The sequence below is a fragment of the Limnohabitans sp. genome (assembly GCF_017848645.1).
Classification (GTDB): Bacteria; Pseudomonadota; Gammaproteobacteria; order Burkholderiales; family Burkholderiaceae_C; genus Limnohabitans_A.
Map to the genome: position 1 here is coordinate 37,353 of NZ_JAFEIF010000002.1, position 23,416 is coordinate 60,768.

18 protein-coding genes and 1 pseudogene are annotated in these 23,416 nt (G+C 59.0%); 16 read left to right on the forward strand and 3 right to left on the reverse strand.

Translation table 11 applies throughout. From position 1 onward, the window contains the following. Nucleotides 1-8: 8 nt before the first annotated feature. From QZ190_RS00290 to QZ190_RS00335, 11 genes and pseudogenes are all read left to right on the forward strand, one after another. Nucleotides 9-2,114 (forward strand): acetate--CoA ligase family protein, encoded by a 2,106-nt coding sequence (locus QZ190_RS00290; protein WP_291912156.1) that lies wholly within the window; start codon nt 9-11, stop codon nt 2,112-2,114. Next, the gene (locus tag QZ190_RS00295; RefSeq protein WP_291912159.1) at nt 2,111-2,929 is read left to right on the forward strand and encodes an enoyl-CoA hydratase/isomerase family protein; all 819 of its coding nucleotides are present in this window, start codon (nt 2,111-2,113) and stop codon (nt 2,927-2,929) included. The genes QZ190_RS00290 and QZ190_RS00295 overlap by 4 nt, the downstream gene beginning before the upstream one ends. Beyond that, nucleotides 2,902-3,906 (forward strand): NAD(P)-dependent oxidoreductase, encoded by a 1,005-nt coding sequence (locus QZ190_RS00300; protein ID WP_255350674.1) that lies wholly within the window; start codon nt 2,902-2,904, stop codon nt 3,904-3,906. The genes QZ190_RS00295 and QZ190_RS00300 overlap by 28 nt, the downstream gene beginning before the upstream one ends. A 4-nt stretch (nt 3,907-3,910) precedes the next feature. Then, nucleotides 3,911-5,419, forward strand: coding sequence for an aldehyde dehydrogenase family protein (locus QZ190_RS00305; protein WP_291912166.1), 1,509 nt, complete (start codon nt 3,911-3,913; stop codon nt 5,417-5,419). 25 nt (nt 5,420-5,444) lie between these two features. Further along, nucleotides 5,445-6,869, forward strand: coding sequence for an aldehyde dehydrogenase family protein (locus QZ190_RS00310; RefSeq protein ID WP_291912168.1), 1,425 nt, complete (start codon nt 5,445-5,447; stop codon nt 6,867-6,869). A 15-nt stretch (nt 6,870-6,884) separates the two neighbouring features. Then, entirely contained in the window at nt 6,885-8,075 is a 1,191-nt protein-coding gene (locus tag QZ190_RS00315; protein ID WP_291912170.1) for a mandelate racemase/muconate lactonizing enzyme family protein, read from the forward strand. Nucleotides 8,076-8,242: 167 nt separating this feature from the next. Next, on the forward strand, nt 8,243-9,835 hold the full coding sequence (locus QZ190_RS00320; RefSeq protein ID WP_291912172.1) for an ABC transporter substrate-binding protein: 1,593 nt from the start codon (nt 8,243-8,245) through the stop codon (nt 9,833-9,835). Between the two features lie 26 nt (nt 9,836-9,861). After that, the gene (locus QZ190_RS00325) at nt 9,862-10,809 is read left to right on the forward strand and encodes an ABC transporter permease (protein WP_291912175.1); all 948 of its coding nucleotides are present in this window, start codon (nt 9,862-9,864) and stop codon (nt 10,807-10,809) included. A gap of 60 nt (nt 10,810-10,869) precedes the next feature. Further along, a pseudogene (locus QZ190_RS18110) lies at nt 10,870-10,932 on the forward strand (hypothetical protein); the annotation flags it as partial. Between the two features lie 114 nt (nt 10,933-11,046). Continuing rightward, a complete protein-coding gene (locus QZ190_RS00330; protein ID WP_291912177.1) occupies nt 11,047-11,664 on the forward strand; it encodes an ABC transporter permease in 618 nt (205 codons plus the stop codon). Nucleotides 11,665-11,667: 3 nt separating this feature from the next. After that, a complete protein-coding gene (locus tag QZ190_RS00335; protein ID WP_291912178.1) occupies nt 11,668-13,275 on the forward strand; it encodes an ABC transporter ATP-binding protein in 1,608 nt (535 codons plus the stop codon). On the opposite strand, the gene QZ190_RS00340 is transcribed toward QZ190_RS00335, so the two are convergent. Then, nucleotides 13,256-14,212: a LysR substrate-binding domain-containing protein gene (locus tag QZ190_RS00340; protein WP_291912182.1), complete on the reverse strand. Its 957-nt coding sequence runs from the start codon at nt 14,210-14,212 to the stop codon at nt 13,256-13,258. The genes QZ190_RS00335 and QZ190_RS00340 overlap by 20 nt on opposite strands. 334 nt (nt 14,213-14,546) lie before the next feature. Here QZ190_RS00340 and QZ190_RS00345 point away from each other — a divergent pair, with 334 nt between their 5' ends. Further along, nucleotides 14,547-15,569 carry a porin gene (locus tag QZ190_RS00345; RefSeq protein WP_291912184.1) on the forward strand — a complete coding sequence of 341 codons (1,023 nt, stop codon included), beginning with the start codon at nt 14,547-14,549 and terminating at the stop codon, nt 15,567-15,569. A gap of 312 nt (nt 15,570-15,881) precedes the next feature. Continuing rightward, entirely contained in the window at nt 15,882-17,297 is a 1,416-nt protein-coding gene (gene gndA, locus QZ190_RS00350; RefSeq protein ID WP_291912186.1) for an NADP-dependent phosphogluconate dehydrogenase, read from the forward strand. A gap of 19 nt (nt 17,298-17,316) precedes the next feature. Here gndA and QZ190_RS00355 read toward each other — a convergent pair whose 3' ends face one another. Together QZ190_RS00355 and QZ190_RS00360 are read right to left on the reverse strand one after the other, a co-directional pair. Beyond that, nucleotides 17,317-18,486, reverse strand: coding sequence for a HupE/UreJ family protein (locus QZ190_RS00355; protein ID WP_291912188.1), 1,170 nt, complete (start codon nt 18,484-18,486; stop codon nt 17,317-17,319). Beyond that, nucleotides 18,483-19,679 (reverse strand): hypothetical protein, encoded by a 1,197-nt coding sequence (locus QZ190_RS00360; protein WP_291912189.1) that lies wholly within the window; start codon nt 19,677-19,679, stop codon nt 18,483-18,485. Before QZ190_RS00360 ends, QZ190_RS00355 begins: the two co-directional genes overlap by 4 nt. Before the next feature lie 186 nt (nt 19,680-19,865). Here QZ190_RS00360 and QZ190_RS00365 point away from each other — a divergent pair, with 186 nt between their 5' ends. The 3 genes from QZ190_RS00365 to QZ190_RS00375 all read left to right on the forward strand — a co-directional run bounded on the left by QZ190_RS00365 (nt 19,866) and on the right by QZ190_RS00375 (nt 23,272). Continuing rightward, nucleotides 19,866-20,018 carry a hypothetical protein gene (locus tag QZ190_RS00365; protein ID WP_291912191.1) on the forward strand — a complete coding sequence of 51 codons (153 nt, stop codon included), beginning with the start codon at nt 19,866-19,868 and terminating at the stop codon, nt 20,016-20,018. Nucleotides 20,019-20,237: 219 nt separating this feature from the next. Further along, a complete protein-coding gene (gene gap / locus QZ190_RS00370) occupies nt 20,238-21,236 on the forward strand; it encodes a type I glyceraldehyde-3-phosphate dehydrogenase (RefSeq protein WP_291912194.1) in 999 nt (332 codons plus the stop codon). A gap of 101 nt (nt 21,237-21,337) precedes the next feature. Beyond that, nucleotides 21,338-23,272 carry a sigma-54-dependent Fis family transcriptional regulator gene (locus QZ190_RS00375; protein ID WP_291912196.1) on the forward strand — a complete coding sequence of 645 codons (1,935 nt, stop codon included), beginning with the start codon at nt 21,338-21,340 and terminating at the stop codon, nt 23,270-23,272. Nucleotides 23,273-23,416: the final 144 nt, after the last annotated feature.

Sequence of the window (23,416 nt, forward strand, 5' to 3'; positions counted from 1 at the left end):
AGGACACCATGTACGCCACCCGTGAACACCGTCTGGACGCCCTGCTGCGTCCCCGCTCCATTGCCATCGTGGGCGCCAGTGGGCGTGAGGGCAGTTTTGGCAAACAGTTGCGCTTGTCGATCGAGTCCCTGGGCTACGAAGGTGAAGTTTTTCTGATCAACCCCAAGTACGAGCAGATCGATGGTCTGCCGGCTTACCCCAGTTTGGCCGCACTGCCGCATCCGGTCGATTGCGTGGCCATGGCCATCGCCGACAAGGCCTTGCCACACAACCTGGAGCTGGCGGTTACTGCCCAGGCACGCTCGGCCCTGATGTTTGGCCGTGCATATGGCGCAGCCGATGATGGGCGCGAGCTGATGCCCACCTTGTCTGCCATCGCCCAAGCGGGCAACATGCAGTTGTGTGGGGCCAATTGCATGGGCTATGTGAATTTGGAAGACCGCTTGCAAATGACGGGCTTCCCGTTTTCCACCTTGTCCGAACCGGGCCATGTGGCCTTGGTGTCACACAGCGGCTCGACGTGGTCGGGCATCGTGGGCAATTTGCGCCAACTGCGCTTCAACTACGCCATTTCGGCCGGTCAAGAATTGGTCACCGGGGTGGCCGACTACATCGACTTTTTGGTCGATCAGCCCTCGACGCGGGTCATCTGTTTGGTGCTGGAAACGGTGCGCCAGCCCGAGGCATTTTTGGCGGCGCTGGGGCGCGCGCGCACCCAAGGCATCGCGGTCATTGCCTTGAAGCTGGGACGCAGCGCACAAGGCCAGGTGTTTGCCCAATCGCACAGCGGGGCCATGTCGGGCAGCGCCGACGTGTACGACGCCATTTTTGAACGCCACGGCGTGGTCAGCGTGCGCACCTTGGACGAGTTGATGGACACTGCCGAGCTGTTTGCTGCTGCGCGGCGTCCCCACAACGGATCGATTGGCCTGGGGTGCGACTCTGGAGGGGAGCGTCAACTGATCGCCGATGTGGCCGAGCCACTGGGCTTGTCGTTTGCGCCTTTGAGTCGCGCGACCGTGACCCGGCTCGAAGGCTTGCTCGATCCGGGCATTGAAGTGGCCAACCCTTTGGATTACTGGGGTGACGGCAACGACATCATCGCCGACGCTTTGCTGGCCTTGGCCAGTGACGAAGGGGTCGGCACTGTGGTCATGGCCACCAACATCCCCGACGGTCAAGACTTCACCAACGCTTGCACCGCCGCCTTGGAAAAAACCTATGCGGGCACATCCAAACCCGTGGTTTTGATGGGCAACGTGGCCAACACCATGTCGCCCACCGAATGCGCGCGCTACCGCGCGGCGGGCATCCCGGTGCTGATGGGGACAGAGACCGCTTTGCGTGCCTTGCGCCACTACACGCGGTACCACGACCGTTTGGCTGCCCGTGCTGAACATGCGCCCGCTCTGGCAGCACCGAGCGTGTCTGCCGCCGTGACCGAGCGTTGGCTCAAGCGCCTGCAACAAGCTGCACAAACCCAGACCAGCGTGCAAGACTTTGATTTGCTGCGCGACTTTGGCGTGTCGGTGCCGGCCTCGCTGAGCACCGCCGATCTGGCGCAGGCTTTGGACTTTGCGAGCGCCACCGGGTATCCGTTGGTGGCCAAAATTGATTCGCCTGACATCGCCCACAAATCCGATATGGGCGGCGTGATCTTGGGCATCCACAACGAGGACGCTTTGCGCGAAGCCTTTGCGCGTTTGCAGTCCATCGCGCCGGGCCCGGTTTTGCTGCAACAGCAACTGCAGGGCAGTGAATGGATCCTGGGCATGAAACAAGACCCCCAGTTTGGTCCCACCTTCACCTTCGGTTGTGGCGGCATCTTCGTGGAAATCCTCAAGGACTACACCACCTTGTTGCCCCAGGACAGCGTGGCGCAGATTCGCCAAAAAATCCAATCGCTCAAGGCCTATCCCTTGTTGGCAGGCGCGCGCGGACGCGCAGTAACCGATGCGACGAAATTGGCCGCCGTGGTGCACGCGTTCATGCGCATGGGCCTGGCCTTGCAAAGCGGGGTGGCCGAAATGGAAATCAACCCCTTGCTGGTCGATGGCCACCGCATCGCCGCAGTCGACCTGTTGGTCATCCCCCTGTCTGAGGTCAACTCATGAACAAACCATACGAAACCATCCGCACCGAAACCGTCGGTCGTGTCGGCGTGATTCACCTGAACCGCGCCCGCAAACTCAACGCCATCAATGGCCAAATGATGCAAGAGGCCACCGAGGCCTTGCGCGCTTATTCGATCGACCCAGCCATCGGTGCCATCGTCCTGGCAGCCGAGGGCCGGGCCTTCAGCGCGGGCTTTGACTTGAAAGAGTTGGCCGAACAACACCTCACCACGGCCGAGCAGTGGGGCGAGGTCTTGCGCGCCGACTTTGACTTTGTCATGCAGTTTTGGGACTGTCCCAAGCCCACCGTCTCGGCCATCCACGGCCACTGCATTGGCGGCGGCATGGAATTGGCCGTGTCGTGCGATTTGACGATTGCCGACGCCGACACACTCATGGGCGAGCCCGAAATGAAGTTTGGCTCCAGCATCGCGGCCTTGGTCTTGCCTTGGCTGATCGGCCCCAAGCAGGCCAAAGAGTTGTTGCTCACCGCCAGCGACCGGGTCACGGCACAACGCGCTTACGAGTTGGGGCTGGTCAATGAGGTCACGCACGGCGGCACGCACTTGCAACGCGCCCTGGAGGTTGCCCAAGCCATGGCGGGTTACTCGGCCATGTCGGTGCAAATGACCAAAAAAGCCATCAACCGCAGCCTGGACATCGCCGGCATGCGCCAGGCTTTGCTGGCCGCCATCGACACCGCCACCTTGATCGAGGCCAATGTGCGCCCCGAAAACGTCGAATTCGAACGCATCCGCAGCACCGAAGGCATGCAAGCGGCCTTGGCTTGGCGCGATGCCAAAGCCAAACCCTGAGGTCAGACCTCATCCACAGACACGCAACAAAGGAAACAGACACCATGAACAACGCCAGCCAACCCGCCGTGGGCTTCATCGGATTGGGCAGCCTCGGTGAAGGCTTGTGCCACAGTTTGGTCAAAGCGGGCTTTCCCGTCACCGTGACCGATTTGAACAAAGCCAGCGCCCAACGCTTGATCGCCGCCGGTGCGCAGTGGTCCGACGACGTCGCGGGCGTGTGCCGCAACGCCGAGGTGGTCATCACCGTCTTGCCGTCACCTGCCGTCTCGCGCCAAGTGGTCGAAGGCCCCGAGGGCGTGTTGACGCACCTCAAGTCCGGTGGCATCTGGATCGAGATGAGCACCACCGACTTGGAAGACCTCAAGCGCTTGGCCGCTTTGGCCAAAACCCGTGGGATCTCGGTGCTGGAGTGTCCCGTCACGGGCGGTGTTCATTTGGCCAACTCGGGTGAAATCACCGTGCTGGTCGGTGGTGAAAAAGACACCTTCGAGCGCGTCGAATCGCTGCTGGGCACCATGGGTGGCGAGATCATTTACATGGGCCCCATGGGCAACGCCTCGGTGGTCAAGGTGGTCACCAACATGCTGGCCTTCATCCACTTGGTGGCGGCCGGTGAGGCCATGATGCTGCCCGCCAAATACGGCGTGGACCCCGATGCCACCTACCGCGCCATCCGCGCGAGTTCGGGCAACAGCTTTGTGCATGAAACCGAATCCAAGCTGATCCTGAGCGGCAGCTACAACGTGAAATTCACCATGGACTTGGCGTGCAAGGACTTGGGCCTGGTCAACGGCATCGCCGAAAAACTGGGTGTGCCGCTCGAGTTGGGCAGCATCACGCAGCAAATTTTCCGACGCGCCCGTGGCCTGTATGGCAGCCAAGCGCAATCGCCCGAGGTGGTGCGCATGCTGGAGCAGGCGTGCGGCTTGGAGTTGCGCGCCGATGGTTACCCGACCGAGTTGGTCGCCGAGTAAACCCATGAGCTCGTCCAACCCCACACGAACACGCGACGACTGGGCGCGAGCCGCTGCGCAGCTCACGCCCGCTCAGGGCCATTTCATCGGTGGCCGCAGCGTGCAGTCGCGCGCAGGCGCCACCATGCCTTGCATCAACCCGGCCAACGGGCAGCTCATCGCCCAGGTGGCGCGGGGCCAGGCCGAGGATGTGGACGCGGCCGTGGCCTCGGCACAAGCGGCCTGGCGCGACGGGCGCTGGCGCCTGCAGTCGCCGCGCCAACGCATGGCGGTGTTGCAGCGCTGGGCCGACCTGATCGAGCAACACGCGCACGAGCTGGCTTTGCTCGAAACGCTGGACATGGGTAAGCCCATTTCCGATGTGCTCAACATCGACCTGCCCGAGGTGCTGCGCACCGTGCGTTATTTCGCCGAGTGCATCGACAAACTCGACGGTGCCGTCACGCACACCGCGCCCGAGGCCATGCACCTCATCACACACGAGCCTTTGGGGGTGGTGGGGGCGATCACCCCTTGGAACTACCCCATGCTCATGGCCATGTGGAAGCTTGCACCCTGTTTGGCTGCGGGCAACTGTGTGGTGCTCAAGCCGGCCGAACAAGCGCCCTTGACGTGCACGCGTTTGGCGCAGTTGTTTGTGGACGCGGGCGGCCCCGAGGGGGTGTTCAACCTGGTCAATGGCGTGGGGGCCGAAGCCGGACAAGCGCTGGCCCTGCACCCCGATGTCGCCAAGATCACCTTCACCGGATCGACCGCCGTGGGCAAGTTGCTCATGGCCTATGCCGGTCAGTCCAACCTCAAGCGCGTGGCCTTGGAGACCGGGGGCAAGAGCCCGCAAATCTTCATGCCCGATTTGTACGACCTCGACGCCGCAGTGGACCGCGCCGTGGGTGGCATCTACGACAACGCCGGCCAGGTGTGCAACGCCGGTTCGCGTTTGTTGGTGCACCGCTCCTTGTACGACGCTTTTGTGGAGCGCTTTGTGGCGCGCACGCAGCAAACCTACCGCCCCGGCGACCCTTTGGATCCCACCACCACCATGGGCCCCTTGGCCAGCCGAGGCCACCAAGCTGGTGTGCTCAAACGCATCGCGCTGGCCCAAGCCGAGGGTGCGCAATGCGTGATAGGCGGCGGCAGCACCTTGGGCGAGGAAGCCACCTTTGTGGCGCCCACGCTCATCGCCGGAGCGACGCAGTCGATGGCCATCGTGCAAGAGGAGGTCTTTGGCCCCGTCGCCACGGTGCAAGCCTTTGACACCGAAGCACAAGCGCTGCAGATGGCCAACGACTCCATCTACGGCTTGGCCGCCTCGGTCTGGACGTCCGACCTGAAAACCGCGCACCGCATGGTGGGCGCGCTCGAGGCGGGTGTCGTCTGGGTCAACTGCTTTGGCGACGGCGACATGACGCAGCCCTTTGGTGGCTACAAGCAAAGCGGCAACTCGCGCGACAAACACATCGACAGCCTGCTGTCGTACATGCAAACCAAATCGGCGTGGTTCAACCTCGTTTGAACCCCCCATACGCCAAAGGAACCACATGATTCGATGCAACTTTTATATCGACGGCGCTTGGGTAGAACCCCAGCGGTCCGGTGCCGAGCACCCCATCGTCAACCCGGCCGACGAGAGCATCATGGGCACGGTGGCCATGGGCTCTACCGAGGACGCGGCGCTGGCGGTGCAAGCTGCACGGCGCGCTTTTGAGGATTTCAGCCAAACCACGATGGCGCATCGCCGGGCCTTGTTGGCGCAGCTCAAAACGGTCTTCGAAAAACGTTACACCGAGATGGCCCAAGCCATCAGCCACGAAATGGGCGCGCCGTGGGATTTGGCCTACGACTCCCAAGCCGAGTGCGGCCCGGGTCATATCCAGGCCACCTTGGACGCGGCTGCGGACTACCCCTTTGAAGCACCAATCGGCACACACGGTCAGCTCTTGGCCGAGCCCATTGGTGTGTGTGTGCTCATCACGCCGTGGAACTGGCCCATCAACCAGATCATGTCCAAACTGGCCCCGGCTTTGTTGACCGGTTGCACTGTGGTCATGAAGCCCAGCGAATTCGCGCCCTTGTCGGCGCGCTTGGTGGCCGAGATGGTGCACGAAGCCGGTTACCCGCCCGGTGTGTTCAACCTGTTGTACGGCGATGGCCCCGTGGTGGGCTCGGCGCTGTGCGCAGACCCCGAGGTGGACCTGGTGTCCTTCACCGGCTCGACCGCCGCCGGCGTGTCGGTGGCCAAGGTCTCGGCCGACACGGTCAAGCGCGTGGTGCAGGAGTTGGGTGGCAAATCGCCCAACCTCGTGTTCGCCGATGCGCCTTTGGAAGAAACGATCGGGCGCGCGGTGCGCAAGTGCTTCAACAACACCGGGCAGTCGTGCAACGCACCCACGCGTTTGTTGGTGCAGCGCGCCGTATACGACGAAGCGGTGGCGATTGCCGCACGCGTGGCGGCCCAGGTGCGCGTGGTTCACCCGAGCGAGCGCGGTGATGGCGTGGGTCCACTGGCCATGCGCCGCCAATTCGAGACGGTGCAGCGTTTCATTCAGTTGGGTCTTGACGAAGGGGCCCGTTTGGTCGCCGGTGGTTTGGGTCGCCCCGACGGGTTTGAGCGTGGTTACTACGTCAAGCCCACGGTGTTTGCCGATGTGCGCAACGACATGGCGATTGCCCAGCAAGAGATCTTCGGCCCCGTGCTGTGCATCTTGCCCTTTGACGACGAAGCGCACGCCATCCGCTTGGCCAACGACACCCCGTTTGGCTTGGCCGCCTACATCAACACCGCTAACCCCGAGACCGCGCAGCGCGTGGCGCGGCATTTGCGCGCGGGCACCATCTCCATCAACGGTGTGGGCAACGAATACTGCTCGCCCTTTGGCGGCTACAAACAGTCGGGCAACGGCCGCGAGTGGGGCCGCTTTGGTTTGCAAGACTACCTCGAATACAAGTGCATCAACGGACAGTGAAACAGGGAGAACCTCATGAAAATTACCGATGTCAAAACGTTTGTGGTCGGCAACCCGCCCCCGGGGTTTGGTGGCCGCTATTTTGTTTTTTTGAAACTCATCACCGACGCCGGCATTGAAGGCCTGGGCGAGGTGTACAGCCTGCCCTTCCACCCACACGTGGTGGAAAAAATGATCAAAGACGTGGTCGAGCGCTGCGTGATCGGACAAGAGCCCTACAACATTGAGCGCATTTGGCGCAGCGTGTATTCGAGCGGTTTCACCCAGCACCCCGACCTGTCGATGATGGGCATCTTGAGCGGCATCGAAATGGCCTGCTGGGACATTGTGGGCAAGGACGTGAACAAGCCGGTCTACAAATTGTTGGGCGGCCAAGTGCACGAGAAGTTGCGCAGCTACACCTACATCTACCCCAAGCCCGGCGACAAGACCGATGTCTACGCCGACCCGATCTTGGCCGCCGAGCGCGCCGCCGAGTACATCGCCATGGGCTTCACCGCGCTCAAGTTTGACCCGGCCGGGCCGTACTCCGCATATGACGGCCGCCAACTGTCCCTCACCGAGTTGGACCGCTCCGAAACCTTCGTGAGGATGTTGCGCGAAGCCGTGGGCCTCAAGGCGGACCTCTTGTTCGGCACGCACGGCCAGATGACGGCAGCAGGTGCGCTTCGCCTGGCGCGCCGTTTGGAGCCCTACGACCCGCTGTGGTTCGAAGAGCCCATGCCCCCGGACAACCCACGCGAGATGGCCAAGGTCGCCCGTGGTACGAGCATCCCGATCGCCACTGGCGAACGCTTGGCCACGAAATACGACTTTGTGCGTTTGCTCGAAGAGGGCGCTGCGGCGATTTTGCAAATGAACCTGGGCCGAGTCGGCGGCATTTTGGAAGCGAAAAAAATCGCCTCCATGGCCGAGGCCTACCACGTGCAAATCGCGCCACACCTGTATTGCGGACCGGTGGTGGGCGCGGCCAACATCCAGTTGGCCACCTGCAGCCCGAACTTCCTGATCCAAGAAAGCATCTTGGATTGGAAAGGCTTCCATTCCGAGATTTTGAAGAAACCGATCCAGTGGCAAGACGGCTATATCATCCCGCCGACCGAACCCGGTTTGGGTGTGGAACTCAATGAAGAGGTGGCCTTGAAGCACCCCTACACCGGCACGGCACTGCACTTGGACATGACACACCACCCGATCCTGCCTTGAGTCTTGTCATCCTGAAAAATGTTGTGATGCATTGCGAGTACTACAGGGGGGCAAATACTCGGATTGCATCACGGGTTTCCGATGATTCATGTCCAGGAAGTCAGAGATAACCTAAGCGCCGAGTTGTTAAACGGCTCTGTCAAATCAATTTACGAAAGATTCACATCATGAACGATATGGAACAACTGAACGCTCTTGTAGCCAATGGGAAATTGTCGCGTCGGGAATTCGTCTCCCGTGCCAGCGCGCTGGGTGTTGGCTCTTCGCTCGGTGGTTTGCTGTTGACCGGCGAGGCAGCTGCACAAACAAAGAAAACCCCTAAAAAAGGCGGAACCCTTCGTGTGGGTATGGAGGGTGGAAGTGCCAGCGATTCTCTCGATCCTCGCACTTATGCAGACTCCATCATGATTGCAGCGTCATTGACGTTGATGAATGGCTTTATTGAAATTGGCAATGATGGCAAAGCCAAAGGTGAATTGTTGGAGAGCTGGTCCACCAAGCCTGGTGCGACCGAGTGGGTGTTCAATGTGCGCAAAGGCATCAAGTTCACATCGGGCAAGACGCTCGATGCCGACGACATCCTGTATTCCTTGTCGTTGCACATGGGTGATACGAAATCGCCCGCCAAAGGTTTGCTCAAGCAAATCAAGGAAATGAAGAAGCTGTCACCGACGCAAGTTCAGTTCACGCTGGAGAGCGGTAATGCCGACTTCCCATCCGTCTTGTCGGATTACCATTTGGTCGTGACCTCCAATGGCTGGACAGATTGGACAAAACCAGACGGTACAGGTGCTTTCACGCTCGAAAAATTCGAGCCAGGTGTCCGCATCACGTTCAAGAACAAAGGCAGTTATTGGAAGCCAGGCCGCGGCAATTTCGATGGCGTGGAAATTTTGTACATCAATGACAAGGCGGCCCGCACAGCCGCACTCCAATCCGGAAAAATCGATGCAGCCAACCGCCTGGATGCCAGGACCGTGAATTTGCTGGCCAAAAATCCGAAGCTCAACATTGTTCGGACCAAAGGCTCTGGCAACCGCTACTGCTTCGTCTCTCACGTCACGGCGGCACCTTACAACAACAAGGACTTGAGAACCGCTTTGAAGTTCGGTATTGATCGCAAAAAGATCATTGACACGGTGTTCAATGGTTTTGCATCCGTGGGCAACGACCACACCTTGGATGCCAACAATCCTTTCTACAACAAGAAGATGGCCCAGCGTGCTTATGACCCGGACAAAGCCGCATTCCACTTCAAGCGTTCCGGTGTCGCGGCTTCGGATCTTGAATTGCTCACCTCTGAGGGTGCCTGGGGTTCTGCTGTCGATTGCGCATCGATCTACCAGGAGTCACTGAAAAAAGCAGGCATTCAGCTCAAAGTCAAAAAGGTAGCCGCCGATGGTTACTGGAGTGATGTGTGGCTCAAGCAGCCTTTCTGCGCCGCCTATTGGGGAAGTCGCCCAACGGCAGACGTTGCCTTGTCGACCACCTTCAAATCAGATGCCGAGTGGAATGACACCAAATGGAAAAACGCCGAGTTTGACAAACTGATTCTGGAAGCGCGTGTTGAACTGAACGAAGCCAAGCGCAGTGAGATGTATGCCCGCGCGCAAGAGATCGTTGCAGACGACGGCGGCATGGTTTGTTTTGCCATCAGTGACTATTTGGATGGCTATGCCAAAAACGTCATGGGCAACGATCCTCACCCCCGTTACGACCTCGCGGATGACCGGATCGCAGAAACCGGATGGTTCGCCTGATTCACGGTTTCGTAAAAAGGTAAGACATGTTGAGAATCGTATTCAGCCGACTGTTATTGGGTGTGTTGACTTTGTTGGCTGTGAGCATGCTTATCTTTGCCGCAACCGAAGTACTGCCTGGCGATGTCGCCAGTGCAGTACTGGGGCAAGGTGCCACCGCCGAAACACTGGCGGTATTCCGCAAGGAATTGGGCTTGGACCTGCCGGCGACAACGCGGTACATGAACTGGCTAACAGGGGCACTCAGTGGTGACCTGGGTGTGTCCATGACCAACCAAAGACCCATTTTGGAAGAAATTGCGCCACGCTTTCTGAACACCTTGTTCCTGGCGTTTTTTGCGGCATTGATTGCCATTCCTTTGGCCGTTGGCTTGGGGATTGTGTCTGCGATCAATGAAGGAAAGTCGGTTGACCGTGCGTCCAATGTCTTGTCATTGATGACCATCTCGGTGCCCGAGTTCTTCATTGCCTACCTGTTGATCATGGTGTTTTCCGTGCAACTCGATTGGCTGCCTTCACTGGCGACGGTATTTCCGGACATGGCCTTGGGCGAGCGCCTGTATGTGACGGCCTTGCCGGCCATCACCTTGACACTGTTGGTGACTGCGCACATGTTGCGCATGACCAGGGCATCGGTTTTGTCCATCATGTCCCAGCCCTACATAGAGATGGCCTTTCTCAAGGGTTTGACACGGTCACGCATCGTGATCCGCCATGCACTGCCCAATGCTGCGGCACCGATCATTGCTGTGGTCGCACTCAATTTGGCTTATTTGATTGTTGGGGTGGTGGTCATTGAAGTGGTTTTTGTGTACCCAGGCATTGGGCAACTGATGGTGGATGCGGTGTCTAAACGCGATCTGCCAGTTGTTCAGGCGTGTGGCCTCATTTTTGCTGGTGCATTTGTGGTGCTCAACACCTTGGCCGATGTGCTGGCCATCTTGGTCAATCCCCGGTTGCGCAAGCCACGATAAATCAATTCAAAGAACTAAAAAATGCGCTTGTTTGGACAAACTCCGACCCCCTCTGCAAAGATGGGCCTTTCCATCATTTTCATCTTTCTGAGCTTGGCCATATTTGCCCCTTGGCTTGCACCCTATGGCGAATCTGAAACCTTGGCCGGTACGTGGGATCCACCCTCCGCACAACATTGGCTGGGCACAGACAACATCGGTCGGGATATTTTTTCACGTTTGATCTATGGAGCCAGAATGACGGTGGCCGTGGCGCTGGCAACGACACTTTTGTCTTTTGTTTTCGGCACTGTGACGGGTTTTCTGGCGGCTGTGGGTGGCAAGTGGATTGATCTGACTTTGTCAAGAATTGTGGATGTGATGCTGAGCATTCCGCTGCTCATCTTTGCGCTGATCATCCTGTCTGTTTTTGGCTCGTCCATTCCCGTTTTGATCCTCACCATTGCGATCCTCGATGCCACGCGCGTTTTCAGATTGGCCAGAGCGGTGGCGATGAATATTTCGGTCACCGAGTTTGTGGAAGTGGCGAGATTGCGGGGTGAAGGTCTGTGGTGGATCATCCGGCGTGAGGTATTGCCCAACGCGGCCCCCCCCATGATTGCAGAATTCGGTTTGCGTTTTTGTTTTAACTTTTTGTTTGTCGCTGGCCTGAGTTTTCTGGGTTTGGGCATTCAGCCACCCTTGGCGGACTGGGGCGGCATGGTGCGGGACAACGCTCAAGCCATCTCTTTTGGTCTGATGGCGCCCATGTGGCCAGCCTTGGCCATTGCCTTGATGACCATCGGTATCAACCTTGTCGTGGACTGGGTGCTTTCAATCAATTCGCGCCCATCTGGTGCGTCGGCGGAGTTGTGATCCATGAGCGATAACTATCTGGAAATCAAGGACTTGAGGATTGAAAGCATTGCCGGTCAAGTCCTGGTCGACGGCATTTCATTGACCCTTCGACGGGGTGAGGTGCTTGGCCTGATTGGAGAAAGCGGCGCTGGTAAATCCACGATTGGGTTGGCTTCCATGGTGTATGCCAGAGGGGGCTGCCACATCCACAGTGGACATGTGCTGGTTGAAGGCCGCTCCATCAGAGATCTCGATGCCGATCAGCGCAGAGGGGTTCGGGGTGTCAAGATCGCCTACATCGCACAAAGTGCTGCTGCATCGTTCAACCCCGCCCACACATTGATGGATCAAGTGTGTGAAATGCCTCTGCAGCACAAGCTGATGAGCAGGCAGGAAGCGAGGCAATGGGCGATTGAGTTGTTCAAGGCGCTGGATTTGCCCGATCCGGAAAATTTCGGTGAAAGATACCCGCACCAGGTTTCAGGCGGTCAACTTCAGCGGGCCATGGCGGCCATGGCCATGTCTTGCCGTCCGGATGTCTTGGTTCTGGATGAGCCAACCACCGCGCTGGATGTGACCACACAAATTGAAGTGCTGGCCTTGCTCAAAAAACTCATTCGTGAGCACAACATGGCTGCCTTGTACATCACGCATGACCTGGCGGTGGTTGCGCAAATTGCGGATCGCATCATGGTGTTGAGGCAGGGGCAACAAGTTGAATTGGGCTCAACCGAACAAATACTTCACCAACCCCAACAAGCCTACACCGCTGCCTTGGTGGCGGAGCGCAGTGCATCCGAGAAAATGTCCTCCAATACGCTGGACGATGCAGCCGAAGACGTGTTGACCGTGACACATGCAGTCGGGGCCTATGGCGATGCCGTGATTGTTCGTGATGTCTCCATTCGAATTCGACGCGGTCAAACCATGGCCGTTGTGGGTGAGTCCGGTTCGGGTAAAAGCTCTTTGGCAAGATTGGTTGCCGGCTTGTTGACCCGCAGAAGCGGAGACATCCAACTCAGTGGTGAATCGCTGGCGCCCTCGTATGCCAACCGAACCAAAGAGCAGTTGCGTCGCTTGCAATTGATTTTTCAATTGCCCGATGTGGCGCTCAATCCTCGGCATACCGTCGGGGACACCATTGGCAGGCCGCTCGAATTTTATTTTGGCTTGAAGGGCGATGAAGTTCGGCGCAGGGTGCAAGAACTGTTGACGCAAGTGGGCTTGCCCAAAGACTATGCGCATCGGTTGACCAGTGCACTGTCAGGTGGTCAGAAGCAGCGCGTGTGCATTGCCAGAGCCTTGGCAGCCAAGCCCGATGTGATCATTTGTGATGAACCTACTTCGGCGCTGGACCCCTTGGTCGCAGATGAAATTTTGAAGCTTCTCAAAAAATTGCAGGACGACATGGGACTGGCTTATCTCTTCATCACGCACGACTTGGGGGTTGTTCGGCGCATTGCGCACAACACGGCTGTCATGCTCAAAGGTGAGTTGGTGGTGGAAGGTCCTACCCAAACGGTTTTTTCGCCACCCTTCCATCCTTACACCCAGTCATTGATTTCATCGGTGCCAGAAATGCGAACCGATTGGCTGGACAAGGTGTTGGCTAATCGGGTGACAAGCTGAGTTCATCCAGTTCCATCGCACGCGTATCGGACAAGGAGAGTTGTTTCATCAACCAGGTCCGAAATGTTGTGACCAGTTCTTTTTGCTGGCTATTTTGGGTGATCTCTGCAAACCAATAAGCTTGTGGCCCCATGAGTTCCCGGTCATCAAATCGTTTGAGAAGACCCGACTGAAGCTCCTGGATGATCATGGTCTGGTCAACCACCAAAATGCCTGCCCCGGCAATGGAGGCATTGATGGCTTGATCCAAAGTACTGAAATGCAGTCCCCCCTGTGTATCCACGCCACTCAAGCCGAAGTGGAGATCCCATTGCTCCCAAACCGGTAAGCGTTTGTCACCATCCAAGATGTGCAACAGGGTTGCTTTGACCAGCTTCGGCGGTTGGTTGCCGTGCCACAGTGATGGGCTGCAGGCCATGATGTGGTGTTCCTGCATCAGCCTCTGGCAGGCGAGGTCCGGCCAAGGTGCTTGGTCAAAGAACACCAGGCAATCGTGTTGGCGCGCGCTTTTGAGCGTTTGAATCCTGTCTGTGGTGATGGACAAATCGATGAACGGGTATTGGCTCCTGAAGTCTGACAATCGGGGCGCCAACCACCGCGTGGCAAATGTAGGCGGCGCATTGATGTTCAGCATTTGCCTTGCGGGCGTTTGGCGCGCTTTTTCCACGGCTTCTTCTATTTGTCCAAAAGCGTTCAGCAGTGCGTCCGACAGCGCTTGACCAGCAGGCGTCAAGCTGACCGATTGATGCGCCCTTTCAAACAAGCGTGTATCCAAATGTTGCTCGAGCATTTTCACCTGTCGACTGATGGCGCCTTGCGTGACATGCAGCAGCTCGCCTGCTTTGGTGAAGCTGCCTGTTTGTGCTGCGGTTGCAAATGCCCTCAGCGCGTTGAGGGGGGGGAGTCTTTTCATGGGGGCTTCAAGATGAATGAACAAAACTGACAATCAATACATGTTCAACGAATTCCTTGATTCGGCAGTGCTTGGTGTGATGGTTTGTCGCGCAATAGCCGCTTGATTGGGCTCAATGATTATGCGGTCTGGCTGCTCTGTCAGAACCTCAGAGGGTCAATTTTGCAGTGCGTTTTATTTTTTTATCCATGGCATGACTGACATCCAAGTTGGATGAAATTGGGGAAAACCAACAAGGCAAATACTCAAATTGAACGGATTGCATGCCAGTAAATCGGCACATAAGATTTATTCAAAGCAGTGTGTGACTGCTTGGTTGCAGATCAATCCGGATCGGCAAAAGATGAAAGAAAGACTTATGAAAAAATCAACTGTTTTCCGCGCCTTACCTTTGGTGGCTTTGTGTGCATCCAATCTGAGCTTTGCCGCTGAAACCAATGCCAACAGCTACAAGTTTTCTGGCACGCTGGATCTTGGCATTTTCCGTGACTTCGATGGCACCAACAACGTGGGCCCCATCTCCAGAAGCAACGTGGCGCTCTCAGGCGAACGTGATCTTGGCAATGGCAACAAAGCCAACTTCAAGCTGAGTGTTCGTCTGGACCCTTCTTCTGGCGATGCCAACGATCCTGGTGATACCAAAAAGCCTTTTTTCCACGGTGAAGCCACGGTGGGTCTGAAAAACGACAAGCTCGGTAGCATCAAGTTGGGTCGTGCACTGGATGTGTTGGGTAACAACAACTGGGCTTATGACCCGTTCTACAACTTTGACTCCATTGCCTCTTCGGCCTGGCATCTTTGGTCATGGAACTACACCACGGACCGCACCAGCAACACGAGCAAAGCCACGGGCAAACCTGCCGGTGAGTACGGTCGACTGAACAACGGTATTTTTTATGATTCGCCCGACTTCAATGGCTTCAAGCTGCACGTGAGTGGCTCTTTTGAAAAGAGCCCCAAAGTGCAAGGTTCGGGTACAGAGAACAATTTGGGCGCTGCTGTGACCTACAACAAGGGCCCCATTTCCTTGATGCTGGGCAACAGCAAAAACACCAGTGGTGACAAAGAGACATTTCTGGGTGGCAAGTACACCATTGGAACGCTGGAGTTGATGGGTGCGATCGACCGTACCTCTTACAACGGCACCACGGTGTCGACCAACACGGCCAAAACGGCTGGCGTGAGCTACGGCATGGGCAAATACCGTTTCATGGGCAGTGTGGGTCAGATCGATGACGCGCAATCCACAAAAATGATGGGTGTGGGTGCCCAATACTTCATCGATAACCAAACCAATGTGTACGTGAGTGCGGGTAGCAAATCATTCAAGACACTTTCTTCCACCAATGCCATTGGTGTTGGCATCAATTACAGTTTCTGATCGGTTAGTAGTTTCATCCAAGTGTTAGACCTTTGACCATGGCGAATGCAATGTCTGAAATTCAGGCCTTGCATTTGCCATGTTTTTTTATTGTTGTTTCACTATTTCCTCTTAGGTCACTTTTTTAGACCCTGTCTTTGGCTCATTCAATGCATCACTTGTTCTTTGACGATGCATTTGACTTAGCGCCTTAGACTCACCACCGCATCCTGCAGCTTGTGGGCATCCATGCGACAGGATGCTCCGGATTTTGATTGGACAATCCCGAACCGTGCGTCTTCGTCTGGAAGACTGGCATAAGGATTCAAATCAATGACAACGATACATGCGATGGACATCGGCCTTGTGGGCCTGGGCGTGATGGGGGAAAACCTCGCGCTGAACCTGGAGCGCAATGGCTTTTCGGTTGCGGGCTTTGACCTCGATGCCCTCAAGCGCGACAACTTTACACAACGCACCCAAGGCCTCCAGGCACAGGTCTGCGCCAGCTTGGCCGATTTGGTGGCCAGTCTGTCGGTGCCCCGGCGCGTCTGGCTGATGGTGCCCGCTGGCGCGGCCGTTGACCAGGTGCTGGCGCAGCTCACGCCCCTCATGTCCTCTGGTGATGTGCTGATCGATGGCGGCAACACGCTCTTCACCGACACCCAGCGGCGCATCGAGGCCCTGCGTGCATCGGGCATCTTGTATGTAGGCGCGGGGGTCAGTGGCGGCGAGGAGGGCGCTTTGCGGGGCCCGGCCCTCATGCCCGGCGGCTCGCCCGAGGCCTGGCAACTGGTCAAGCCCTTGCTGCAGGCCATTGCCGCCCATGCCGAAGACGGTCAGCCCTGCTGCGAGTGGATGGGGCCAGATGGCGCAGGCCATTTTGTGAAGATGGTGCACAACGGCATCGAATACGCCGACATGCAGATGATTTGTGAGACCTATGCCTTCATGCACAAGCTGGGCTTGTCGGCGGCAGAAATGAGCGAGGTGTTCGCCACCTGGAACGAGGGTGAGCTGGGCAGCTACTTGATCGACATCACCGCGCAAATCCTTCGACGCACCGACCCCGAGACCGGTGCGCCTTTGGTCGACATGATTCTGGACACCGCCGAACAAAAAGGCACGGGCAAATGGACCAGCCAGGTGGCGCTGGATTTGGGCGTGCCTGCGCCCACCATTGCAGAGGCCGTGTTCGCCCGCACCCTGAGCGCCATCAAGACCGAGCGCGTGGCAGCCGCCCAGGTCTTGCACGGGCCTGATGATTCGCCCTGGCCTGAGCGCAGTGCGGTGTTGGCCCAGCTGCGCAGCGCCCTGATGGCCGCCAAGGTCTGCGCCTACGCCCAGGGCTTTGCCCTGTTGCGGGCCGCTGACCGCGAACACCAGTGGCAGCTGCCCATGGCCCAGGTGGCCCAAGTCTGGCGGGCCGGTTGCATCATCCGCGCCCACCTGCTCGAAGACATCCGCCGCGCCTATCAACATCAGGCCGATTTGCCCAATTTGCTGGTGGACCCGCACTTCGCCCGCGTCATGGCCGACAGCCAGCAAGACCTGCGTGAAGTCGTGGCCCAAGCTGCGCTGCATGGCGTGCCCATGCCCGCTTTCATGAGCGCCCTGGGTTATTACGACGCCTACCGCTCAGCGCGTTTGCCCGCCAACTTGCTGCAAGCCCAGCGCGATTATTTTGGAGCCCACACCTACCAGCGCACGGACCGTGCGGGCAAGTTCCATACGCGCTGGGGAGCTTGAAGCAAGGCGGCTAGCCCCCTCAAGCCAGCCAGCCCACGCGCTCCAAAGTCCAGACAAGACCCAACACCACGATGGCTGTCGAACCGCCTGCCACGACCACCCAGCGGTAAAAACGGGTGCGGCGCAACAGCCAGGCGATGGGCAAGAACACCAAAACGATGGCCAGCTGGCCCAGTTCTACGCCCACATTGAATCCGCCCAGGGCTGCGACCAGGGCGCTGGCGGGCAAGCCCAGATCCAGCAGCACGCTGGCAAAGCCAAAGCCGTGAACCAAGCCAAACACGAAGGCCAAGCGCCAGCGCTTGAGCGAGTTGATGCCCAGCAGATTGTTCAAGGCGGCCAGCACCACCGACAAGGCGATGGCCGGCTCCACCAGATCGGGCGGGGGCGTGAGCCACCCCAGGATGGTCAAGCCCAGTGTGATGGAGTGCGCCACCGTGAAAGCCGTGACCACGGCCAGCACATCGATCAGCACAGGTCTGGCCTGCTGCGCTGCGGGCCACTGCGTGATCCGTTGGCGCGAGGGCTGCAAGGGTGCCAGCACCAACAGGCTGAGCAAAAAAACAATGTGGTCAATGCCGATCCAGATGTGCCACACCCCTTCGACGATGTAGCGGCCGAACACCCGCCAAGCGCTGCTGTCGGCCTGGCTCAGCTGCGCCTCGGGGCGCTCGGGGCTGAGCAAGGCGCTGCTCTGAAAGCCCGGCAAATCCACCTTCAACAGGCCACGGTGCAAGCTGTCTTGATCAAACATCAGGCCATAGCGCAAGGTCAGAGGGGCACTCGAAAGATCCGAGATGCCGGGGCAATCGGGTGTCCACTGCGCACTCAGATAAGTCCCGTCGGCGTGTTCGCTGGCTTGCAGATCGGCCACGCCCAACTGGCATTTTTGGCCCGCCGCACTCAGCTGCAAACCCTGATCGAGCCAACGGCCCAGTTCAGCGCTGCGCATCTGGGTCTCGCCCCAGCTGACTTGGCCATCGCGGTCGGCATCCAGATCGAAGATCAGGTCCACATCGCGCAGATGCAGGTCGGCACGCAAGGTCAGCCGCCCCTCTGGCGCGCTGAGCGTGAGATAACTGTTGCTGCTGGAATGCGCCAGAGCCGCGCCCGACCACAGCACAGCAGCCACAAAGGTCAACACACCGAGCAAGGCACGCCAGTGCTGGCGCATGGGTTGGCGGGTCATGGGCGCTCCTTGGACCAGCTCGGGTGAGCCTTCAGCTGTAACAGGAGCGGGGCCAATTGCGGGTCGGTGTAGCTCGTAGTTTGCGCCCACTGGACCACCGGTTCGGCCGCCCGTGCCTGCTGGAGCGCGAGCGCGGCCTGGGCGAACAGCAGTGCGTCAGGTGGTTCCTTTTGCATTTGCCAGTTCTCGATGGACAAGGCCAGGCCGGCCGCCAGATCTTGCCCATACGCAATTTGGTAAATCAGTTTGGGCCGTTCGATCAGTGATTCCTGGCGCAGCGCTTGCGATTGCAGGCGCGCCCCCATCTGCCCGGCCAAGGCCGCTTCATCCGGCGCTTTCAGCCCGCGACTGGCCATCAGGGCCTGCATCAACAAGGCATCGGTCAAGTTGGCGTTGAGCTTGGCCGAGTTGGCCGTGGCGACGGCTTTGGCCTGCTGAAACTGCCCCTGCTGGTTGAGCAAATCCGCCAAGGACAGCCTGAGCAAATGCGACTGGGGGTGGGCCTGCAGCAGCCGCTGCCAGACGGCGATGGCCCGATCGGGCTGATGGGCCACGCGGTGCGCCTCGCCCAGATGAAAGCCGATCCAGACTTGCGAGGCGGCATCTTGGTGATCGGGCGAGCGCATCGACGCGCTCAGCAATTGCACGGCAGTCAAGGCTTGTCCGGTTCGGTAAAGCAAAACAGCGCGGTAAATCTCGCCTTCTCTCGGGCCAAAGCGTCGCGCTATGTCTTCGGCGTCTTGGCGGGCAGCGCTCATGTTGGCTTGGAGCAAATGCAGGGCAAAGCGCCACGACCAGAACTCTGTACGCTCGGGGTTCAGGGCGATGGCCTGGTTGATGTCTTTCAAGCCACCATCGAAGTCGTGGAAACCCTGCTTGACCAAACCCCGCATGAAAAAACCATCGGCGGGCAGATCAGATGTCTGCCACCAAGGCATCAAAGCCGCCTTGGCCGAACCAAACCAGCGCAAATCGCCCTCATTGAAGCCCAAGCTGAACACGGCCCGGGCATAGGCCAGTGCTGCCTGCAAGTCTTGCGGTTGAGCTCGCCAAGCCTGGTCCAGAGCACGCAGCGAACTGGCGCTGCCCCCCGCCGTGTGCACCGAAGCGGCCAAAACAACCGCCGAAGGTTGAGGCAAAAAACGCTCCTGCGCGGTGGCGCTCAAGCCTGTCAACACGAGCGAGGCGGCCATTGCGATGTGGCGGCAGTCACGCCAGTCATTGGAAAACGGTGCAGATTGAAAAGGCGACCCAAGCAAAGGGGTTTTGTCCATCTTGGGAGAGCTTTCAAGGAATGTGACTAGCATGGAGGTGTGTCTGAAACCGCAGACACTTGATTCTGAATCTTTTCGACAACCTCATTCCCAGAAGGTGTTTCTATGAAAATCGTGATGACGGCTCTTGTTTCTGCTTTCATGCTGATGTCCGCTCCCGCCTTCGCAGGCAGCCATGGCGGCGGCAAAATGGACGACAAAAAAGTTGACTGCTCGAAAAAAGAAAACGAGAAGAACCCCGCTTGCGTCAAGAAGTAATTTTTCTTGGCTCTGCGCAAAAACCCCTCTTGAGGGGTTTTTTTTCGCCTGTCTGCAAACCCATCTTATTCTTCCTGTCCAAGGTTACAAAACCAGAACAATTCAACCAGCCTACGGATTTGGTAACAAAATTTCACGATATCGCATAGGATGGTTACATACAAGGGCCACGCGTTGAGTGTGGCCATTGCTCAAATCCCCAACGAAAGTGAGACCCCCATGACCACCAAAATCGGCATCAACGGATTTGGCCGCATCGGCCGCATGGTGCTGCGTGCAGCGGTGCAAAACTTCAAGGATGTCGAGATCGTCGGCATCAACGACCTGCTGGAGCCCGAGTACCTGGCCTATATGCTGGAGTACGACAGCGTGCATGGCCGCTTCCAGGGCACGCTGTCGGTCGAGGGCAGCACCCTGATCGTGAACGGCCAACGCATTCGCCTCACACAAGAGCGCGACCCGGCCAACCTGAAGTGGAACGAGGTGGGCGCGGACGTGGTGATCGAAGCGACAGGCTTGTTTCTGGACAAGGACAGCGCGGGCAAACACCTGAGCGCAGGCGCCAAAAAGGTGGTGATGTCGGCGCCGTCGAAAGACGACACGCCGATGTTTGTGTATGGGGTGAACCATGCGTCCTACGCGGGCCAGGCCATCATCAGCAACGCCAGCTGCACCACCAACGCGCTGGCCCCCATCACCAAAGTACTGAACGACAAATGGGGCATCAAGCGCGGCCTGATGACCACCGTGCACGCCACCACCGCGACCCAAAAAACCGTGGACGGCCCGAGCAACAAAGACTGGCGCGGGGGGCGCGGCATTCTGGAAAACATCATCCCCAGCAGCACGGGCGCAGCCAAGGCGGTGGGCGTGGTGATCCCCGAGATCAAGGGCCGGCTCACAGGCGTGGCGGTGCGCGTGCCCACCAGCGATGTGTCGCTGGTGGATTTGACGGCCGAACTGAACAACCCAGCCACCTATGCCGAAATCTGCGCCGAGATGAAGGCGCAAAGTCAAGGGGCGCTCAAGGGGGTGTTGGGCTACACCGAGGCCAAGGTGGTGTCGACCGATTTCCGGGGCGAGGTGTGTACCAGCGTGTTCGACGCAGAGGCAGGCATGGCCCTCGACAGCACCTTCGTCAAGGTGATGGCTTGGTACGACAACGAGTGGGGCTACTCGAACAAGTGCCTGGAGATGGCGCGGGTGGTGGGGCGCTGAGCAAGCTCATGGGCATGGAGGCAAGCGGGTAAATGCTGTCTTGACAGCTTGGTGCGCCCCGCACAAAGTGGGCGGCTGTTCTTTTGAAGGCTCGCCTGCCCATGAACACCTCTCAGCACGAACACATTGCCCAAGTGGTCCATGTCGCCACCTACGGCACAAACGCTGCGGCACCGCGCCATGAGCAGCTGATACGCGACTCCTGGTTTCGCTGTGTGCACGAGCACCAGCTGGACCCCACCCGCATGCAGGAAGCCATCATCTTGCCGCACACGCGCTTGCGTGAGCACCAGGACCAGATGGAAGCGTTTTTGCACATCGCGCGGCATGGCCTGGAGTCGCTCTATGCCAAAGTCGCGGGCCTCGGTTATGTGGTGTTGCTCACCGATGCCAAGGGCGTGACGGTGGATTTTCTGGGCGATCTGGTGTTCGAGCCCAGCTTGCGCAAGGCGGGGCTGTACCTGGGGGCCGACTGGAGCGAGCAGCATGCAGGCACTTGTGGCGTGGGCACTTGCATCAACACCGGGCAGGCGCTCACGGTGCATTTGGACGACCACTTCGATGCCACGCACATTCCACTGACCTGCACCTCGGCGCCCGTGTATGACAGCCGCGGCCAGCTCAGCGCCGTGCTGGACATCTCGCAACTGAGCTCGGCCCAGCCCAAGGCGAGCCAGCACCTGGCCTTGCAGCTGGTGCAGATGTACGCGCACGACATCGAGAACGCCGCTTTTTTGTACCGACATCGCCGCGACTGGATTTTGCGCTTGTCCAGTGCGCCGCAGTTTCTGGATGTGCAGCCCGAGTACCTGCTGGCGCTGGACACGCAGGGCCGCGTGGTGGGTCACAACCGCCGCGCTCAGCTGGGTTTGCAAACTGACCCGATGCAGCCCCTGCTCGGGACGCGTTTTGAGCGATTGTTTGAATTGCCCTTTGCCGATTTGGGGCGTTATGTGCAAACGCGCCCCTCGGACCAGCGCGCGGTATTGCACGCTGGCGGGCGGCAATTGCTGTTTTTGTCAGCCACCCCGCCGCCCAAACAGCCCGCCAGCCAGAGCCTGCGCGAGACAGCGGTACCACCCGCCTTGGCGGCCCTGTCTGCAGGAGACCCGTCCTTGGATCGGCAAATCGAGCGCGTGGCGCGGCTGGTCAACTCGCCCATCAGCTTGCTGATCACGGGTGAGACCGGCTCGGGCAAGGAATACTTTGCCAAGGCCGTGCATGCCAGCAGCGAGCGCAGGCAGCGGCCCTTTGTGGCGGTCAACTGCGCCGCGATTCCCGAGACCCTGATCGAGAGCGAGCTGTTCGGGCATTTGCCCGGCAGCTTCTCGGGCGCTTCGCCCAAGGGCAAACGGGGGCTCATTCCAGAGGCCGATGGGGGCACCTTGTTTCTGGACGAAATCGGGGACATGCCGCTGGCCTTGCAGGCCCGGCTGCTGCGTGTGCTGTCCGAGCGCGAAGTCTTGCCCGTGGGGGCCACGCGGGCGGTGCCGGTCAATGTGCGGGTGATCGCGGCCACCCATGCGCCTCTGGAGACCTGGGTGCGGGCCGGGCGTTTTCGGGACGACCTGTATTACCGCCTGAATGGGGCGCACATCACGCTGCCGCCCTTGCGTGAGCGATCCGATCTGAGCGCCATGATTGACCGTCTGCTGCAGGGGCGAACGCTGGCCCCCGAAGCTCGGCAGCGCCTCTTGCAGCACCGCTGGCCAGGCAACCTGCGTGAACTGCGCAATGTGCTCGATTACGCCAGCAGCATGGGGCGTCATGACCCGATCGGGCTGGAGGACTTGCCGGAGCTGCTGGGCAGCGAAGTGATCAAGCCGGTTGTGTCCCTTGGTACCGCGCAGCCTTTGCCAGCAGGCGATGACGCCGCTTTGTTGCACGCGCTGCGCCAAGCGCAGTGGAACGTGAGCGCCGTGGCCCGCGAGTTGAAGCTGTCGCGCATGACGCTGTACCGGCGCATGAAGCGTTCAGGCATCGTGGCACCGCATCGGCAAGCTGACGGATCGGTGGGTGATGGGGCGAGTCTGTGACACCTGTCACAGGGTGGGTGTGACACCTGACGCGCTGTGACATCCGGGAAGACCCCCGTGCCATCTGGGATTGTTGAGCTCTGACAAGGACTTGCGTGTGCTGAACGGGCTGGCACGGCACTTGATTGACCCACAGACCGCGCC

Bases quoted from the DNA above. Each gene is read 5' to 3' on its own strand.
- QZ190_RS00310 (WP_291912168.1), top strand. From the start codon at position 5,445: ATGATTCGATGCAACTTTTATATCGACGGCGCTTGGGTAGAACCCCAG.
- QZ190_RS00305 (WP_291912166.1), top strand. From the start codon at position 3,911: ATGAGCTCGTCCAACCCCACACGAACACGCGACGACTGGGCGCGAGCC.
- QZ190_RS00365 (WP_291912191.1), top strand. From the start codon at position 19,866: ATGAAAATCGTGATGACGGCTCTTGTTTCTGCTTTCATGCTGATGTCC.
- QZ190_RS00290 (WP_291912156.1), top strand. From the start codon at position 9: ATGTACGCCACCCGTGAACACCGTCTGGACGCCCTGCTGCGTCCCCGC.
- QZ190_RS00320 (WP_291912172.1), top strand. From the start codon at position 8,243: ATGAACGATATGGAACAACTGAACGCTCTTGTAGCCAATGGGAAATTG.
- QZ190_RS00295 (WP_291912159.1), top strand. From the start codon at position 2,111: ATGAACAAACCATACGAAACCATCCGCACCGAAACCGTCGGTCGTGTC.
- QZ190_RS00335 (WP_291912178.1), top strand. From the start codon at position 11,668: ATGAGCGATAACTATCTGGAAATCAAGGACTTGAGGATTGAAAGCATT.
- QZ190_RS00375 (WP_291912196.1), top strand. From the start codon at position 21,338: ATGAACACCTCTCAGCACGAACACATTGCCCAAGTGGTCCATGTCGCC.
- QZ190_RS00325 (WP_291912175.1), top strand. From the start codon at position 9,862: ATGTTGAGAATCGTATTCAGCCGACTGTTATTGGGTGTGTTGACTTTG.
- QZ190_RS00315 (WP_291912170.1), top strand. From the start codon at position 6,885: ATGAAAATTACCGATGTCAAAACGTTTGTGGTCGGCAACCCGCCCCCG.
- gndA (WP_291912186.1), top strand. From the start codon at position 15,882: ATGACAACGATACATGCGATGGACATCGGCCTTGTGGGCCTGGGCGTG.
- QZ190_RS00360 (WP_291912189.1), bottom strand. From the start codon at position 19,679: ATGGCCGCCTCGCTCGTGTTGACAGGCTTGAGCGCCACCGCGCAGGAG.
- QZ190_RS00355 (WP_291912188.1), bottom strand. From the start codon at position 18,486: ATGACCCGCCAACCCATGCGCCAGCACTGGCGTGCCTTGCTCGGTGTG.
- QZ190_RS00330 (WP_291912177.1), top strand. From the start codon at position 11,047: ATGACGGTGGCCGTGGCGCTGGCAACGACACTTTTGTCTTTTGTTTTC.
- gap (WP_291912194.1), top strand. From the start codon at position 20,238: ATGACCACCAAAATCGGCATCAACGGATTTGGCCGCATCGGCCGCATG.
- QZ190_RS00345 (WP_291912184.1), top strand. From the start codon at position 14,547: ATGAAAAAATCAACTGTTTTCCGCGCCTTACCTTTGGTGGCTTTGTGT.